Source organism: Dryocola clanedunensis subsp. sulfonylureivorans, from assembly GCF_016756775.1.
GTDB lineage: Bacteria > Pseudomonadota > Gammaproteobacteria > Enterobacterales > Enterobacteriaceae > Dryocola > Dryocola clanedunensis.
In genome coordinates this window covers 18,964-36,245 of the sequence record NZ_JAERMU010000023.1, presented here as the reverse complement: position 1 = coordinate 36,245, position 17,282 = coordinate 18,964, and the positions used below count along the sequence as shown (strand labels likewise).

Genomic DNA, 17,282 nt, shown 5'->3' with positions numbered 1-17,282 from the left:
GCAATATTGATAAAGAATATGGATAAAATAATAACTCTGCGTGATGTTTATAGTGCGTAAATGAAAATATTTCCCCTAAGTGCATAACTATCGCTAAATATTATATTTACCAATGCGACAAATATAAATATATATAAGTCCATTTATTGTTTGATGATATATTTATATCGCCATAAATATGAGGTTATAAAATGTAAGGAGTTTTGCGACATGGATGCGAATTCTTATTTAGACGCCCCTTTGACAGGGCTGCATAATAATGACGTTAACCATCAGTTAGTTGCGCGAGCTGCGATGGTAAGTCTGTTCATGGTTAGTTCATTGATCGTAATGCCAACTGCGCAGGCCGCAAATACAGGAAGCCAGTCGGCGGATACGATAGCCCTTAATGACGGCGATCATGTCACCGCCGATCAACGTTTCAACGGCATACTTTACGGTATACTTAATCAATACGGTAGGACTGCTAATATTAATTTGGCCAATGATGTCTTCATTTCTGCCACGGACAGTGCGTATACCGAAGGTGTCATTATCCAGGGGGATAATACGATACTGAATGCCAATCGCCTCTCGATAGCGGTAAAGGGAGCTTCCGGTATCGCCATGGATGTGAGTGGCGCGAAAGACACGATTAATTTAGGGGCGGGAAGCCAAATTACGCTGGAAAGTCATGGCTCCAGTCTTAACAATATCGGGCTTTCTTTGCGGGGTGGTTCAACCCTTCAGGCCACGGGGCTTAATATTAATGTTACCAGCGATAATGCCAAAGGCCTGGCGGTTGAAGAACATGGCAGCACCGCCAACCTGGGAGCAGGTAGCTCAATTAGTGTCAGCGGCAACAACAGTTTCGGCCTGTACGTTTTTGGTATCAATGGCCGCGGCACGCTTCCCGCTAGCTTCAGCGCTACTGAACTGAGCATTAATACGCAGGGGCAGGCGTCCTATGGAATCAATAACCAGGACGAAGCCATCACGATTTTGGGTTCGAATAGTCGAATCAGTACCACCGGAGAGTACGCTTCCGGGCTCTGGAACCTTGGGCAATTCGCCGCCGACGCGCTGTCTGTTTCTGTTACCGGCCAGGACGCCATTGCCATTGAGTCTTACTCCGGGACTGTCAATATTGGTGCGGACAGCCATCTGTCAGCGCTAAAGGGCGGCGGGATTGTGGCAAATAATGACAGTTCTTCTGCGGAAGTAAACTTTCTGGGAACGGCACAGAAGCGCAATTCCATTGTTGCAGGTGGCTCGTACGGCGCATCTGCTCAGTTTGCAGGTTCCATTGTGAACTTGACCAACACCGATATCGAGGTTGACGCTAATGGGGCGGTAACGCTGGGCTTGTGGGCTTTAGGCGGAGGTCGTATCACCGGTGACAATCTTTCTATCACTGGCGCTAGCGCCGCTCGTGGTGTTTACGCCATGACGGATAGCCAGATCGATCTCACCGGAAACACCGTCATTCATATGGCCGATCCTGGCGATATGGCCATAGGCACTCAGCATAATGATGGGTATACGGCAAGCCGTATTAATGCCGACGGTGAAATGGATATTACGGGTGCCATTGCCGCCCGCGGTGGCGTTATTAATCTTGATATGGCTTCAGGCTCGCGCTGGACCGGCCAGGCCTACAGTGATGGTGTGAATGGTGGTGCGTTAAATATCACCATGCAGGACACCAGCTGGAATATGATTGCAGATTCCAACCTGGATAATCTCGAGCTGAATAACTCCACGGTGAATTTTGCTACAGAAAGCAACCAGGGACGGCTGACTATCGGTAATTTAGAAGGCAACGGTAGCTTTATCATGCACACCGATATCGCAGGGAAGGGAAACGGTGTGGATAATTCGGGTGATAAAGTCATTGTGACCGGAAGCAGCGCTGGTGAACACCAAATCACCGTCGTTAACCAGGGGAGTCAGACAACTAACGGAAGTGAAGTGTTAACCGTTGTTGAAACGCAGGATGGTAAGGCGACATTTAGCACTCCCGGCAAGACGGAACTGGGCGGTTATCTTTACAATCTTCGCAAGAAAGGAAACGACTGGGAGCTCTATGCAAGCGACAGCAACAAGCCAGACCCTGATATTTCGACCGGCGCAAGTGCCGGAGCAAACTTCCTGAATATTGGCTATTTAATTAACCGTGCGGAAAACCAGACGTTACTTCAGCGTATGGGGTATATGCGCCAGAACCAGCTGCATGGCGATATGTGGGTCAAAGGCTTTGCGGGTAAATACAACTCATTTAGCGGCGGCAAGCTCAGTGGTTTCGATATGAAATACAACGGCATCCAGTTTGGTGTTGATAAACGTGTTTCCGAGACGTTACCGCTGTATATCGGCCCCTTCATGGGCCTGACCACGGGCAAGCCTGATTATGGCTCCGGTGACGGTTCGGTTCAATCCTCCTATCTGGGGGTTTACGGAACCTATGTCACACAGGACGGGTTCTATATCGATGCTATTGCCAAATACGCAAGCTTACGCAACCACTTCTCAGTGTTAGACAGCCAGAGCAATCAGGTTTCAGGCACCGGCCGCTCAGATGGTTTTAGTTTATCGCTGGAAACAGGTCAGCGCTTTAACCCGACGCCGTCGGTAAAAGGACTCTATCTCGAACCGCAGGCAGAATTTGTTTATACCCACCAGAATGCCAGCAATATCCATGAAACTAATGGGCTGAACGTTAGTTTAGGGAGCTATGAATCCATGGTTGCCCGAGCCAGCGGTATTCTGGGGTACGAGGTTATAGACGCTAACAATTCGGTAAACGTTTATCTGAAAACTGGCATCTTACGTGAATTTTCAGGCGATACGGCTTATCGCCTGAATGGTTCTCGCGAGGATCACTCCTTTAAAGGAGACTGGTGGAATAATGGTATTGGCGTCAGCGCCCAGTTAAACAACGCGCATACTTTGTACGTCGATCTGGATTACTCCGTGGGCCATAAATTTGATCAGCGGCAGGTCAACGGCGGCTATCGCTTTAGCTTCTGATGGTTGCCCCAACAACAGGCCGCAGCGCGCTGCGGCCTGTTTTTTTATCCTCGCTATTTGTCTAAATCAATCTGATATAGCGCAAAACCGATATCATCCGTGCCGACATTTTTCATCGGATACTGAGCCTTCTCTTTAATGAATGCGGCAGCTTTTTGGCCTGGTAAAGTTTCAAAGCGAATATCCAGCGGCTGCTTGCTGTGAATCGGTGCCAGACGCCAGTTGTTATCCGCCGCCGGATGGATCTCCTTCTGCGCGCTAATCCAGTTCGCCAACACCGAGCGGTTTTCATCCGGAGACGCAAAGGCAATGTGCTTCTCGCCCGTTCCGGCGAAGGTGCCGCCGTAGGCGCGATAGTTGTTGGTGGCGACCAGGAAGGTGGCGTTCGGATCGACTGGCTTGCCTTTAAACGTCAGGTTTTTAATGCGCTCAGACTGCGGGTTCGCAAGCTTACAATCGCTGTCGTAGCGCGCAGGCTGAGAAACATCAATCTGATACTCCACTCCGTCTATCACATCAAAGTTATAGGTGCGGAAACTGTCCCAGTTGATGAGCGACTGCGGCTTGCTGCTGTTGACATCAATCTGGTTAAACTGCCCGGCGGAGCATTCCAGCCATTCCTTCACCTCTTGACCACTCGCCTTTACCACGACCAGCGTGTTTGGGTAGAGGTATAAATCGGCGGCGTTGCGGAAGGTCAGCTGGCCTTTTTCGACTTCGACAAAGCTTGCCGGATCGTTTTTACGCCCGCCCACCTTGAACGGGGCGGCAGCGGAAAGCACCGGGAGACTGGCCAGGTCCGGGTCGCCCTGAATGTATTTCTCCACGTAGGCGCGCTGGGCGTTGTTCACCACCTGCACGGTAGGATCATCCTGTACCAGCGCCAGATAGCTGTACATATTATCGGCTGATTTGCCGATGGGTTTGCTGACAAATTCACGGGTGGCGTCATGGTCGTGGGCCAGCACTTTCACCAGATCCTTGTCTTCCGGTGCCAGCGATTTTTTCGCCGCGTTGTCATAGATCGGGCGCGCCTCGGCTTTACTGCCGGTGACTTTCCACGAGCCGCCGTCGTTGTTGAGCACCAGATCCACCACGCCCAGATGATCGCCCCACATCCCCGGCATCACTGCGGGCACGCCGTTTAGCGTGCCTTGCTTGATGTCCGCGCCTTTGATCTTCGCAAAGTCTTTGCCCGGGAAAACGGCGTGAGCATGGCCGAACAGTATGGCATCGACCCCAGGTACCTGGCTCAGGTAATAAACGGAGTTCTCGGCCATCGCGTGATACGGGTCGCTGGAAAGTCCTGAATGCGCAACCACAACCACTAAATCCGCCCCTTCTTTACGCATCTGCGGAACATAATGCTTCGCGGTTTCGGTGATATCCCGCACCGTGACTTTACCCTCCAGATTCGCCTTATCCCACGTCATGATTTGCGGCGGCACGAAGCCGATGTAGCCGATGCGTAATGTCTGCGGCCTGCCGTCTTTATCCATCACACGGGTCTCTTTGATGAGATAAGGCGTAAACAGCGGCTTATTGGTTTTTGCGTCGATGATATTGGCGTTTACGTACGGGAATTTCGCACCGGACAGCGCCTTGTGCAGATAATCCAGCCCGTAGTTGAATTCATGGTTTCCCAGGTTCCCTACGGCATAGTCCAGCGTGTTCAGCGCCTTATAAACGGGATGGATTTCTCCTGCTTTTAATCCCTTTGCCGCCATGTAGTCGCCAAGTGGGCTACCCTGAATCAAATCACCGTTATCAACGAGCACGCTGTTTTTTGCTTCGCTACGTGCTGCATTAATGAGGCTTGCGGTCCGTACCAGCCCGAATTTCTCGGTTGGCGTATCTTTGTAGTAGTCGAAGTCCATCATATTGCTGTGCAGGTCGGTGGTTTCGAGGATACGCAGATCGACGGTTGCCGCGCTGACGCTGGTGGCAATCAGCGTGGCAAGCATCGTTACGCTAAACTTGATCATGATTAAGGTCCTTTTTCGAGGTACGCCACAAAAGGCAATGAATTTACAGGCCGTTGCTTACAAAAGTGTGAAGTCTGCCAGAAACAGGGCCTGGGAAACCGGAATCGCTTCACAGATAGCGCATCAGGACGCAATGAGATATAAGTAAAACAACAGGTTAATCGCGCGGTGAAGCGTGTGCTGCAATGACATGAGGTGGAGAATGTTAGAATCAATTTGCCAACTGGCACGAGAGGCGGGAGCCGCCATCATGCAGGTTTACGACGGGGAGATGCCGCTTGCGGCAACCCAGAAATCCGACGACTCACCGGTCACCGCGGCGGATCTCGCTGCCCACGGCATTATTATGCAGGGCCTGACGGCGCTCACACCGGACGTGCCGGTATTATCCGAAGAGGATCCGCAAAGCTGGGAACTTCGCCAGAAATGGAGCCGTTACTGGCTGGTCGATCCGCTGGATGGCACGAAAGAGTTTCTTAAGCGCAACGGTGAATTCACGGTAAACATCGCGCTTATTGAGAAGGGCAAAGCCGTCATGGGCGTGGTTTATGCCCCGGTGCTGGACATCATGTACAGCGCGGCGGAAGGCAAAGCGTGGAAAGAAGAGAGTGGGACACGTCATCAAATTCAGGTGCGAGATGCGCGCCCGCCGCTAGTAGTGGTAAGCCGTTCCCACTCAGACACGGATAGTGAACTGAAAGAGTATCTCCAGCAGATTGGCGAACACCAGACCACCGCCATCGGCTCCTCGCTGAAGTTCTGCCTGGTGGCGGATGGCCAGGCGCAGCTTTATCCGCGCTTTGGGCCAACCAATATCTGGGATACCGCCGCAGGCCACGCCGTAGCGGTTGCCGCCGGGGCGCATGTTCACGACTGGCAGGGCAAGCCTCTCGACTATACCCCGCGCGAGTCCTTCTTAAACCCAGGCTTCCGGGTGTCTATTTACTGAGTAGCTTATGCAGCAGGTCCATCACCTGCTGCACTTCTTCCTGCGTCAGGGCACCGTCTTTGGCGTACTGGATGCGCCCGTTTTTATCCAGCACCACAATCGCCGAGCCAGCATCTTCGAGCTGCCAGGTTTTTTTCGCCACGCCGTTGCTGTCCACAATAAACTGGGACCACGGGTACTGCTGCTTGTTGCTCTCAATGCTGCTACGCACAAACATCCCCGTGCCGACGATGGCGTCATCGGTATTCACAACCGTCGTCGTCTGGTAGCGGTCATGCGGGAATTTCGCGGCCTTAATCGCTTCTATCAGCCCCGCATTTTTCTCTTTCGCGCTTGAACGCCCGGCAATATGTTGCAGGACTCGCACTTTTCCAGGTAGCTGCGCGCTATTCCAGTTTTTATAGCTAAACTTATCATTATTCAGAACCAGCTCGCCGTTATCGGCAATGCCGACCGGCGGGACGCGTTGGTTCTTCTCAAAATTATGGGCTGAGGCCATCAAAGGCAGCAGCAGGGCGGTAAGCGCAAGCGCTGTGCGCAGGGTCATTATTGACTCCTTATTCTGGGTGACGAGTGACAGGTGATCCGACCACTTGGTCGCGGTGTTTTAAGCATAAGTGCTGAATCATTATTTGTCTCGCAACAACAGTGCCAGTTTGCGGGCCGCCGCACATATCCCTGATTTTTGAATGCTTAAACTGTAGTTTGGTTACATTTACATAGATTATTCTGAGAAATTGTAATCAAACGGTAAATAAGGTTATGCAAACTAGGTGTCAGTTTGTATATGGACTATAGTTTCCAGGCACCAAATTTTTCGCCTCGTTTTGTCGGACCAAATGTGGAACCGCAGGGGCGTAAACACTGCAGGAGAGTAAAAACAATGAAAATTTTCCAACGTTACAACCCGCTTCAGGTGGCGAAGTACGTGAAAATCCTGTTCCGTGGACGGTTGTACATCAAGGACGTTGGCGCTTTTGAGTTCGATAAGGGCAAGATCCTCATCCCAAAAGTGAAAGATAAGCAGCACTTATCTGTTATGTCTGAAGTAAACCGCCAGGTTCTGCGTATGCAGGCGGAGATGGCGTAAAGCCATCAGGTAGTACAAAACAGAACGGCACCCGAGGGTGCCGTTAGTGTTCCTGGCGGACGGGACGCCGGTCTATCTGCTGGAGGAAACCGCGAATCGTCGGCTCATTGCGCTGAAACTGCGTCACAACTTCCCTTATCGCTTTACCCACTCCCGTTGATTTCCACGCCAGAGAAAGCTGCGACGGCTGCCGCGCGCGCTCGACCTTCCTCGTCACCAGCTCGCCGCTTTCCAGCCACGGCTGGCAGAGGTTATAGGGTAAAAAACCAATCCCCAGCCCTTTGAGATGGCACTCCAGCTTGGTGCTGATATCCGGCACTTTGATCTCTTTCTGGCCCGGCAGCAGCCAGGCGACGCGGCGGGTTAGCGTCCGTGAGGTGTCATCGATGTTAATCGCCGGATAGCGACGAAGATGCTCCTCCGCGATGGTTTCACCGCTAAGTTTCGCTAAGGGATGGTGGGGCGCGACGACAAACAGCCACGAAATCTCGCCTAAAGGGTGCAGCGCGATATTGTTCGAAAGGGACTCCGAGCCGGTCACGCCGATGGCGATGTGAAAATCGTCGTACAGCAGCGCATCCCACACCCCCATGTAAACCTGCCGCGAAATTTGAAATTGCGTATGGGGGTAGCGCTGGTGCAGCCAGGTCAGGAACCGGGCGACGGTTTCAGGCTGATAGAGCAGGTTATTCACCACTATGTTCACCTGACGTTCCACCCCGGCGTTAATCTGTTTAAGCTCCGCGGGCATGCTATCCACCCAGCTTAGCCATTGCCGACAATGTTCCAGCAGACACTCGCCCGCCAGCGTGAGGTTCACCGTGCGCGTGGTGCGGGTAAAAAGCTGCGTACCCACATGTTCTTCAAGTGTCTTGATGCGGTAACTCATCGCCGCAGGCGTTTTGTGCAGCGCGGCGGCGGCCTGTGAAAAGCTGCCGGTTTCCGCGACCTTAATAAAAGTGCGAATCGTTTCATGGTCAAGCATGATTGGCTCCTGGAAACGCTTTCCTGAGCCAGCGCAGCCCGGTAACCAGCCCGAGAAGGGTATCTGCGCCGGAAGTATGGCCGTGACCGAGCAGATCACGGATGGCAGTTTCGCTATCGCGAGAATGGGCCAGACGGCCCATGAGTCTTACCAGCGGCGTTGAGAACTGCCCTCTGGCAGCGCTGTCGAGATAGCTACAGCTCACGGATGTCGTCAGTGTTAAAAGCGACTGAAAGTCCGGCAGAATTAAAGGGTAACGGTTAAGGGCAAGGAGTTGTTGGTTGGAATACAGCGCCGCCAGCGCGCCGATCAGCATATCATCGCCGCTGGGGGTCAGGCCTGGCCCAAGGCCTATCAGTGCGCTCCAGTCTGGAGTCTGCCCTGCCAGCCAGCGGTCCAGCTGGTGGGTTAGCAAATTCACAATCGGACTGTCAGGCTGTTTCACCGCTTCGTTGAGCGGGCCGAGCAGGCCTGTCGGGTTACTGAATTTGTGCAGGTTTGGTAGCGCAATCTCGCCTTCCGGGACGTTAAAATTCAGTCGACGCCGGTTTCGCAGCGTGTATCCACGGCCAGTAAAGCCTCGATCTTTGACGTTTAAGGAGCTATCAGCGGCAATAAAGCGGTTAATTTTATCGAAATCATCATTATAAAAAATCCAGCCCGTTGGGCTACAGCCTTTGCCATAACGATGAAAAGTAAACAGCCTGCCGCTGGGGTGCGTCACGTTAATGGCGTGGGTAAAACGGCTGTGCAGGCGAAGTTCGCTGCCGTCAGGAAAGGGCAGCCCGCTGCCGCCCGGCGCCAGAAAGAGATCCATTCATATCGCTCCATTTGAGGGGCAGCCGCGCCGCCCCCTCGTAGGTTTAAGCCGTAATATGATGAACTTGCGCAAGGGCTTCAAGTGCCAGTTCGAAGCAGGGCAGCGGTGCGCGCACTGTCCCGGCCCCAACCTGCCCCACGCCCGCTTCGCGGTGGGCAATCCCGGTATTAATCAGCGGTGTGATCCCCGTTTCCACCACGCGACGGATATCAAGGCCCAGACATGCCCCTTTAAAGTTCCACGACGGGATTTGCAGCATCGGGTTGCTGTCGAGATAGATTTCGGTCATCTCTTCGCTGGTTTCCAGCGCCGCGTCCATCCCGCCCGCGCCCACGAAGCGCGTCACGCCCGGCGCCGCAATCATCGCCGCGCCGCCGATGCCCAGCGTTTCGGTGATGGCGCTGTCGCCGATATCCGGGTTAGCGTCCGCCTGGCTGAAGCCGGTGAAGAACAGCCCCTGCGGCGTATTGACCGGCGCGGTAAACCAGCGGTCGCCCAGCCCGCTGACGCGGATGCCGAAATCGCGCCCGTTGCGGGTCATGGCGGTGACAATCGACCCTGCTTTAATCTGTGCGGCGGCGTCCATTACCGCTTTGCTGTAGGCCATCGCCAGGTTCAGGAAGAACTGGTCGGTGACGCTCAGGAACTGCATCACCTCCGCAAGCTCTGCCTTCGGGCGGTCCAGCTGCACGATATAAGGCGACAGGGTGCGCATCAGCAGGGCGGAGGCGGCAATGTTACGCTGGTGGAACTCGTCACCCATGGTGATTGCCTGCGCCATTAATGCGGTCAGGTCGATGCCGTTATCAATGCGCCCAAGCGCTTCCTGAAGCACCGGGGCCAGGGTGTCGCGCATCCAGCGCAGGCGCTGCTGCACGTCCGGGCCGTAGGCACCGAAGCGCATCACCTTACCGATCCCTTCGTTCAGGTTGCAGCAGGCCTGGTTGCCGTGCACGCTGTTTTTCACCACCAGCACCGGCATATGGGCGGAGGTAATGCCCCCCATCGGGCCAACCGCGCTGACGTGGTGGCAGGGGATGAATTCCACGCCGCCGTTGTCCAGCAGGGTCTTTGCCTCTTCTTCGCTAGCCGCCCAGCCTTCAAACAGGCAGGCCCCCAGGCATGCGCCGCGCATCGGGCCAGTCATCTCCTGCCAGGCGATCGGCGGGCCCGCATGGAGCAGCTTTTTGCCCTGCGCCAGCTCAGGAATGGCCTCATGGGCCAGACGTACGTCGGTCCAGTAGGGACGCGCCGCTTTAATTTGTTCAATGATTGCCGCATTGGCTTCGGAAATTGATGAATACATTGCCACTTCCTTCTTAATTCAGTTGTTTTAACAGACTGGCGAGCCGTGCGTTGCCACCGGCAACGGGTGCCCACTGATAGTGCACAACCGGCGTGCCCGTGCTTTGCAGATCGCTTGCAAAGCTGCGCAGGCCGGCATTGATGACTTTCACGCCGTCCAGAATGGCCGGGCGCGTTGCGGTGACAGGATGCTGATGCTGAGTGATAAGGTGGGTTGCCAGCAGGATGGCTTCCTGCAAATTGTTCATCACCACGATATCGGCGTTCAACAGCGTATCGGCCTGCGTTGTGCGGCACTGAGGATCTTTTTCCGTGCCGGTTAAGGTGGCGATAACGACCAGCGGATTGCCGGGTCCCCGGGCCTCGCGGACTTTCTGTACGGCTTCTACCACCGCGCCAGCAGGATCGGCGCAGGCGCCAAACCCCAGCACGACATCCAACAGGAGGACCCCAACGTCTTTTTGCTGGATGAGCTTTTCGATCTCAATGGAGCGGGTGGTCGGGTCGATCATCGGGTGCGGGCGGCCCACGGTATAAACATCGTCTCCCAGGTCGACAATGCGGTGACCTTTCGCCTCCAGCATGATGCCGTTGTGATGATGGGCATCCGGCTCAACGTCCAGCTGTGCGGCAAGCAGCATTGCGGCTTCGGCGGCAAGCGTGCCCCCGGCGTACAGCCCGGAGATAGTTTTGCCAACCACGGCAGACTGGGTTTCGGTGACTTCCGCCACGCAGGCGAGCATCACGGCAAGCTGCGCAGCCTGTGAAAGCGTGGAGGCCAGCCAGACGTTGCCCTCGTTGCATTTCTCTGGCTTCGCGCCGAGGAACAAGGCGACAATGGGCTTAGGGATGCGCTGCATGGCGGCGATAACCTTCTGGCGCACCGCTTCCGCCGGGGGCTTCGAGACAAATGCCAGCACTTTGCTTTGCTCATCGGCGGCCAGCCACTCCAGCGCCGTGAGCGCACTTATTCCGCCGACTTCCGCGCTGAGATCGCGTCCGCCCAGGCCAATTGCGTGGCTGACTCCGTGGTTGTGTAGGGCAATTTGCGAAGCGAGTTCCTGAATGCCGGTGCCGGACGCGCCGATAATGCCGATGTTGCCTTTCGGCAGCACGTTAGCAAACGCCAGCGGCGCTCCGGCGATCATTGCGGTGCCGCAATCGGGCCCCATGACGATCAGCCCGCGATCCCGCGCCTGCTGCTTAAGGGCGACCTCCTGCTCAACCGGTACGTTATCGGAAAACATCATCACGTTTTTGCCGCTCAGCAATCCCTGCTCGGCAACGCCTGCGGCGTACTCCCCGGCCACGGAGATCAGCAGCAGATTGGCATCCGGCATTTTGTCGCAGGCGCTCTGCCAGCGGCGCGCTTTCGCCAGATGCTGCCCCTGGCCCGCCGCCTGGGTGATGGCGGTCAGCTCGGTTTCCAGCTGTTCGCGGATCAGATCGACGATACCCGGATTTTCTGCACCAACGCGCACGGCGGCACAGATATCGTTCGGCGTGGCGTCGGTGAAATCGTCATGCCAGAACCCGGTGGTTTCCAGCAGGGACTTGTTCGCGGGCGTGCCCATCATTACCGAAACTTCTTCCACCTCGGGCGACGCGCTGAGCTTGCGCGAAATGAGCATCAGGCTGACGGAGTCCTGAAAGCTGCCCTTTTTGATAAACGCATAAATCATGGTTATTACCTCTGATTATTTCTTCTCTTTCAAAAACAGCATGCCGACCAGGCCGATGGCCAGCAGGACGGCGGAAACATAGAAGCTGGAGGCCAGGCTGCCGGTCATATCCCGCGCGGCGCCCGCGATGATCGGCGCAAGGATGGAGGAGCTCATGCCGATGAAATTGAACAGGCCAAACGCGGTGCTGTAGTTGTTCTCATCTACGCTGTCGGCGACCAGCGCCACCAGCACCGGGTCGAGCGCCAGCTTGCCAACCAGGCCATAGATGCACAGGGCGACCACCACGCCGGTCATACTCGGCATCCAGATAATCGACAGCATGCTGAGGATGGCGACCGGGACGAGGATTAAGATCAGCGGCTTACGTTTGCCGAGGCGGTCAGAAACCGAGGAGAAAATCAGCGCGCCGGGAATAGAGATCCACGCCACCAGTGAAGAGATAAAGCCGGTTTCGCTGCCCGCAATACCTCGTTCGCTTTGCAGGTAATACGGCAGCCAGGTGAGGATCACGAAGAAGCCAAACAGGCTGCAGAACACCATCAGATAGGTCAGCAGCAGGTTGCGGTTTTTCAGCAGGTCGCTGAACTTGCCTTTCTTAACGACAACGCCGTCGGCAGTGACCGCCGCGCGTTTTTTCTCTTTAACGAAGAACCAGATCCCCAGCCCCACCAGAATCGACGGCACGGCCATGGCGTAGAACGGCATCCGCCAGCTGTAGCCCTGGTCGTAAACCAGCCAGCTGGAGCTCATCAGGCCCAGCGCGATACCAAAGGCCATGCCGCTGTTGATGATGGCGCTGCCCAGCGAGCGGTACTTTTTCGGGATCTGTTCGGAGGAGAGGCCGTACTGCGGGCCGTAATAGGTCCCTTCGCCAGCGCCGGTAACCACGCGGGCAAACAGCAGGGTAGTCCAGGTTTTTGCCCAGCCGGTGACGGCGGTAAAGACGCCAAATAATAAGAAGCCGGGAACCAGCACCTTCTTCTTACCTATTTTGTCGCCCAGAATACCGGCCGGAACCTGCAGAATGGCGTAAGAGAAATAAAAGACGGAATTCAGAATACCAAGCTGGGTGCCGCTTAATCCAAACTCTTTTTCTAATTCTCCCATCACCGGATTTAATATTGTGCGGTCGGCATACATAAATATCCAGCCGAGCCAGAAGAGAAAAATGGTAACCCACCAGGCGGGAATACCTCTTTTTTGCGTTTCCGCAGCGGAGTTAATTGAATCAGACATGTTAATTTCCTTAATAACTTGAATACCCGATTTTCAACATCAAGAAAGATTCGTTGGCGCTACGATAGCGAGGTGCAGCGGGTAATCTCTTGAGCAATATCACACTTGCCTGATTGTGATAATTTCCTTTTGAGTGCTCCGTCTGGCATCGATTTATTATTAAAAATGTTTAAATAATGGCGAGTTGAAAAAATATTTTATAATTATCTTCATGGCGTGAGAGATTGCCAAAATAAACTTAGTAATTATTTTCATGTCGCGCAGATCACATTTTAACTTCGCCAGTTATTTATTTTGTTGCTCATTGACTGATGACCTGATGAGGGAACAAATGAAGAAAGTGCTGGTTATTGCCCTGGGGGGAATGCGTTATTGCGGCGCGGGGAAGTTTTATCCGCGGAGAATCAATATAAAAATATTGCGCTGGCGGCGGAGGTGGTGGCTACGCTGAGCCGCGATTACCGCGTGGTGATAGTCCACGGCAACGGTCCGCAGGTTGGGCTGCTTGCTCTGCAAAACCTCGCCTACCCGGCGGCTCCGCCTTATCCACTGGATATTCTGGTGGCGGAAACCCAGGGGATGCTGGGCTACATGATTACCCAGAAGCTGGGACAACTGGCTGGTATGCCGCCGGTCAGCACGTTGTTGACGCGGGTAGAGGTTCACGGCGACGATCCTGCCTTCCAGACGCCGGGGAAATACATTGGCCCCGTTTACTCACCGGAGCAGGAGGCGGAGCTGCGCGAGCAGTACGGCTGGCAGATGAAGCAGGATGGTCAGTACATTCGCCGCGTGGTGGCCTCCCCGCGCCCTCAGCGGGTGCTGGATGTTGAAGGCATCAAAGGGCTGCTGGCGCTGGATCACGTGGTGGTTTGTGCGGGCGGTGGCGGTATGCCGGTCGTGCAGGTTACGCAAGGGTACTGCGGCGTGGAGGCGGTAATCGATAAAGATCTCACCGCGTCGCGGCTGGCTGTGGAGCTGGAAGCTGAACACCTGATGATCCTCACCGACGCGGATGCGGTTTACCAGGACTGGGGAACGCCGCAGGCGAGAGCGCTGGATGACGTAACGACGGCGCAGCTAAAACCGTTTGCCGCACCTGACGGGGCGATGGGGCCGAAAGCGGAGGCCGTCATCGAGTTTGTGGAACGGACGGGGAACGTGGCGTGGATTGGCGCATTGAAAGACGCCCCGGCTATTCTGGCGGGACAGAAGGGAACTCGGGTACATCTGTAAAAAAAATGCCGCCTGATTGGGCGGCATGATTAGCGGCTGTTTGTCGGGTGACGCTACGCTTACCCGACCTGGAAACTCATTTAACCTGCATTCTGCTCTTCGGCATCCGGCAGCTTAGGCGACAGCCCCGACGGTTTATTGTCGATGCGGGTCACCAGCAGCTGGTCGATGCGGTAGTTATCAATATCCACCACCTCGAACTTGTAGCCAGAGAACTTCACCGAGTCGGTGCGCTTCGGAATTTTACGCAGCATAAACATCATAAAGCCGCCGATGGTCTCGTAGTTCCCGTTCTGCGGGAACTCGTCGATATCCAGCACGCGCATCACGTCGTCGATCGGCGTGCCGCCTTCAACCAGCCACGAGTTCTCGTCGCGGGCAACGATCTGCTCTTCCATGCCCTGGCCGACCAGGTCGCCCATCAGCGTGGTCATCACGTCGTTCAGGGTGATGATGCCGACGACCAGCGCGTATTCGTTCATGATCACCGCGAAGTCTTCCCCGGCGGTCTTGAAGCTTTCCAGCGCTTCGGAGAGCGTCAGGGTGTCCGGCACAATCAGCGTGTTGCGCAGGTGCACGCCGCTGTTGAGCGCCATGCTCTGGTTGCCCAGCACGCGGTTCAGCAGCTCCTTGGAGTCCACATAGCCGACGATATGGTCGATATCCCCGTTGCACACCAGGAACTTGGAGTGCGGATGCTCGGCGATTTTGTTCTTCAGGCTCTGCTCGTCTTCGTGCAGATCGAACCAGATGATGTTTTCGCGCGAGGTCATTGACGACGGCACGGTGCGGGATTCCAGTTCGAACACGTTTTCAATCAGCTCGTGCTCCTGCTTGCGCAGCACGCCCGCCAGCGCACCGGCTTCAAACACCGCGTAAACGTCGTCGGAGGTGATGTCGTCGTTGCGCACCATCGGCAGCTTGAAGATGCGGAAGATCACGTTGGCGAGACCGTTGAAGAACCAGACCATCGGACGGAAGATAAACAGACAGAAGCGCATCGGGTTGATGATTCGCAGCGCTACAGCTTCAGGCGAAATCATACCGATGCGTTTCGGGGTGAGGTCTGCAAAAAGGATGAACAGGCTGGTGACAAGGGTAAAGGAGATAATAAAGCTCAGCTGATCCGACATCTCCGGTGAAAAGAAGCGTTCCAGCAGCGACTTAAAGGCCGGGGAGAACGCCGCGTCACCGACGATACCGCCGAGAATTGCCACCGCGTTGAGGCCAATCTGCACCACGGTAAAGAACATGCCGGGCATTTCCTGCATCTTCAGCACGCGCTGTGCGTTAACGTTGCCCTCATCAGCCAGCAGCTTCAGCTTAATTTTACGGGAGGCGGCCAGCGAGATTTCGGATATCGAAAAAAATGCGCTGACGGAGATTAAGAGAAGTATCACTAAAATACTGTTTAACATAGTTTTTCTGGCTGTTGTGGCCAGATCCTCGGAAGGGGAAGTTGAAAATCCATTGGGGTCATACATAAAAAATGCTGGCCGCTCTCGTGAAGCATGTCAGCAAATTCAACGGGTAGTATAGCGTAAGGCGGGGAGGGGCTGCCACTGGCGCTAATACCAGGCTAAATGCCTGAGCGCATCCTGAGCATGGCTTAATATACGAATCACTGTGATGCGGGAGCAATGGCTGACAAAAAAGATCACGTGTTGTTCGGCTGGTATAGAGAAGATGTTTTTACCTAATTCAGGTCTGGAAGCCCCTATCTCATGGCTTATCAGCATCTTCAGGACCATCGAAATCCTGTCTATGTATTCATCGGCCTTCGTTTCGCCGTAACGGTCGTAGCTGTATAACCAGATAGACTCCATGTCCTCTGCGGCTTTAGGCGTTAGCTCAACTGTTTTCATTCCTTGATTTCACCTTTTCTTTCATCCGTTGTAGAAAAGTATCTTTTTCCCAGGCCTCTGGCGTTCCGCTGTTGATGCCTTCCGCTAATAATTCTTTCAAAGCCTGAAGCTTAGAGGCTGCCTGTTTTTCTTTTAGCAGACGTAAAGCATCTCGTAAAACTTCGCTCTGGGTTCTGTAATCCCCAGCCTCTACTAATAAATCAATGAACTCACGTAGCTCGTCACCGAGATCTACAGTCATCGTGCGCGCCATAATCCTCCTCCTTTGTAAGATTTGATCTTACAAAGGAGTATAGCGATTGTGGATATTAATTCTACAACGAACTAAAAAACAGCCTGGCTGCCTTAACAGTATTCACCCCTGAGGCGGCAGACAAACGCCAATCCCTCCGATACCGCAGTAGCCGTACGGGTTTTTATGCAGATACTGTTGGTGGTCGTCCTCGGCGTAGTAAAACGGACCTGCGTTGGCGATTTCTGTTGTCACCTGGCGGTCATCACCTGCTAAGACCATGGCGTCCTGGAAGCGCTCTAAGCTGGCACGAGCTGCCGCGTCCTGTTCTGGCGTTAACGGGTAGATACCCGAACGGTATTGGGTGCCTACATCGCCTCCCTGGCGCATGCCCTGGGCCGGATCGTGATTTTCCCAGAAAATTTGCAGCAACTGTTCATAACTGACTACCTGCGGGTCATAAACGACGCGGACTGCTTCGGTATGGCCGGTCTGGCCGCTGCAAACCTCGCGATAGGTTGGATTTGGCGTATAGCCGCCTGCGTACCCCGCTGCGGTGCTGTAAACGCCAGGCACCTGCCAGAACAGGCGTTCAACGCCCCAGAAACAACCCATCGCAAAATAAGCGATTTCCATGCCATCTGGTACATTAGTCATGGAGTGTTCATTAACTGCATGCAGGGTAGCAACCGGCATTGGCGTGTTGCGACCCGGTAGGGCCTCAGACTGCGCAACGGGATGGGTTTTCTCAAAGAGTGACATTTACTTATTCTCCCGATTTGTCAAAAATCGATCGCAACCGTTACACGGTTGTAACCAGGTCTGTAATTGCGGACAATAACTACGCTTTATGAGACAGCAGTACATATAAGAATTATTTGGGTG

The 17,282-nt window shown here is 54.4% G+C and carries 14 protein-coding genes and 1 pseudogene; 4 read left to right on the top strand and 11 right to left on the bottom strand.

Going from position 1 to position 17,282, the window contains the following annotated elements; translation table 11 throughout:
• Positions 1 to 210 precede the first annotated feature (210 nt).
• Positions 211 to 3,009 carry an autotransporter outer membrane beta-barrel domain-containing protein gene (locus tag HYQ67_RS19620; RefSeq protein WP_237391345.1) on the top strand — a complete coding sequence of 933 codons (2,799 nt, stop codon included), beginning with the start codon at positions 211 to 213 and terminating at the stop codon, positions 3,007 to 3,009.
• Positions 3,010 to 3,062: 53 nt separating this feature from the next.
• Here the strand turns inward: HYQ67_RS19620 and HYQ67_RS19615 are convergent, their stop codons facing one another.
• Positions 3,063 to 4,994, bottom strand: coding sequence for a bifunctional 2',3'-cyclic-nucleotide 2'-phosphodiesterase/3'-nucleotidase (locus HYQ67_RS19615; RefSeq protein ID WP_202306551.1), 1,932 nt, complete (start codon positions 4,992 to 4,994; stop codon positions 3,063 to 3,065).
• Positions 4,995 to 5,196: 202 nt separating this feature from the next.
• Between HYQ67_RS19615 and cysQ the strand changes: the two genes are divergently transcribed.
• Entirely contained in the window at positions 5,197 to 5,943 is a 747-nt protein-coding gene (cysQ, locus tag HYQ67_RS19610; RefSeq protein ID WP_202306549.1) for a 3'(2'),5'-bisphosphate nucleotidase CysQ, read from the top strand.
• Here the strand turns inward: cysQ and HYQ67_RS19605 are convergent.
• Positions 5,933 to 6,490: a YtfJ family protein gene (locus tag HYQ67_RS19605; RefSeq protein ID WP_202306547.1), complete on the bottom strand. Its 558-nt coding sequence runs from the start codon at positions 6,488 to 6,490 to the stop codon at positions 5,933 to 5,935. The genes cysQ and HYQ67_RS19605 overlap by 11 nt on opposite strands.
• A 336-nt stretch (positions 6,491 to 6,826) precedes the next feature.
• Between HYQ67_RS19605 and HYQ67_RS19600 the strand changes: the two genes are divergently transcribed.
• On the top strand, positions 6,827 to 7,033 hold the full coding sequence (locus HYQ67_RS19600) for a DUF1107 domain-containing protein (protein ID WP_121266826.1): 207 nt from the start codon (positions 6,827 to 6,829) through the stop codon (positions 7,031 to 7,033).
• A gap of 43 nt (positions 7,034 to 7,076) precedes the next feature.
• Here the strand turns inward: HYQ67_RS19600 and allS are convergent, their stop codons facing one another.
• The 5 genes from allS to HYQ67_RS19575 are packed head-to-tail and all read right to left on the bottom strand — an operon-like array spanning position 7,077 to position 13,064.
• The gene (gene allS / locus HYQ67_RS19595; RefSeq protein ID WP_202306545.1) at positions 7,077 to 8,018 is read right to left on the bottom strand and encodes an HTH-type transcriptional activator AllS; all 942 of its coding nucleotides are present in this window, start codon (positions 8,016 to 8,018) and stop codon (positions 7,077 to 7,079) included.
• Positions 8,011 to 8,835 carry an oxamate carbamoyltransferase subunit AllH family protein gene (locus tag HYQ67_RS19590; RefSeq protein ID WP_202306535.1) on the bottom strand — a complete coding sequence of 275 codons (825 nt, stop codon included), beginning with the start codon at positions 8,833 to 8,835 and terminating at the stop codon, positions 8,011 to 8,013. The genes allS and HYQ67_RS19590 overlap by 8 nt, the downstream gene beginning before the upstream one ends.
• Before the next feature lie 46 nt (positions 8,836 to 8,881).
• Positions 8,882 to 10,144 carry a YlbE family protein gene (locus HYQ67_RS19585; protein ID WP_202306533.1) on the bottom strand — a complete coding sequence of 421 codons (1,263 nt, stop codon included), beginning with the start codon at positions 10,142 to 10,144 and terminating at the stop codon, positions 8,882 to 8,884.
• A gap of 13 nt (positions 10,145 to 10,157) precedes the next feature.
• Positions 10,158 to 11,825: an acyl-CoA synthetase FdrA gene (fdrA, locus tag HYQ67_RS19580; RefSeq protein ID WP_202306531.1), complete on the bottom strand. Its 1,668-nt coding sequence runs from the start codon at positions 11,823 to 11,825 to the stop codon at positions 10,158 to 10,160.
• Between the two features lie 15 nt (positions 11,826 to 11,840).
• Complete coding sequence (locus HYQ67_RS19575) at positions 11,841 to 13,064, bottom strand: MFS transporter (RefSeq protein WP_202306529.1); 1,224 nt, start codon at positions 13,062 to 13,064, stop codon at positions 11,841 to 11,843.
• Between the two features lie 331 nt (positions 13,065 to 13,395).
• On the opposite strand from HYQ67_RS19575, the pseudogene HYQ67_RS19570 reads away from it, so the two are divergent.
• Positions 13,396 to 14,300: pseudogene (locus HYQ67_RS19570) on the top strand (carbamate kinase).
• 80 nt (positions 14,301 to 14,380) lie between these two features.
• On the opposite strand, the gene paeA reads toward HYQ67_RS19570, so the two are convergent.
• The 4 genes from paeA to msrA all read right to left on the bottom strand — a co-directional run bounded on the left by paeA (position 14,381) and on the right by msrA (position 17,159).
• Positions 14,381 to 15,718 carry a polyamine export protein PaeA gene (gene paeA / locus HYQ67_RS19565; protein WP_202306527.1) on the bottom strand — a complete coding sequence of 446 codons (1,338 nt, stop codon included), beginning with the start codon at positions 15,716 to 15,718 and terminating at the stop codon, positions 14,381 to 14,383.
• A 150-nt stretch (positions 15,719 to 15,868) separates the two neighbouring features.
• Complete coding sequence (locus HYQ67_RS19560; RefSeq protein WP_202306525.1) at positions 15,869 to 16,165, bottom strand: type II toxin-antitoxin system RelE/ParE family toxin; 297 nt, start codon at positions 16,163 to 16,165, stop codon at positions 15,869 to 15,871.
• On the bottom strand, positions 16,152 to 16,418 hold the full coding sequence (locus HYQ67_RS19555) for a type II toxin-antitoxin system ParD family antitoxin (protein ID WP_202306523.1): 267 nt from the start codon (positions 16,416 to 16,418) through the stop codon (positions 16,152 to 16,154). Before HYQ67_RS19555 ends, HYQ67_RS19560 begins: the two co-directional genes overlap by 14 nt.
• A gap of 102 nt (positions 16,419 to 16,520) precedes the next feature.
• A complete protein-coding gene (gene msrA / locus HYQ67_RS19550) occupies positions 16,521 to 17,159 on the bottom strand; it encodes a peptide-methionine (S)-S-oxide reductase MsrA (RefSeq protein WP_202306521.1) in 639 nt (212 codons plus the stop codon).
• Between the last annotated feature and the right edge of the window lie 123 nt (positions 17,160 to 17,282).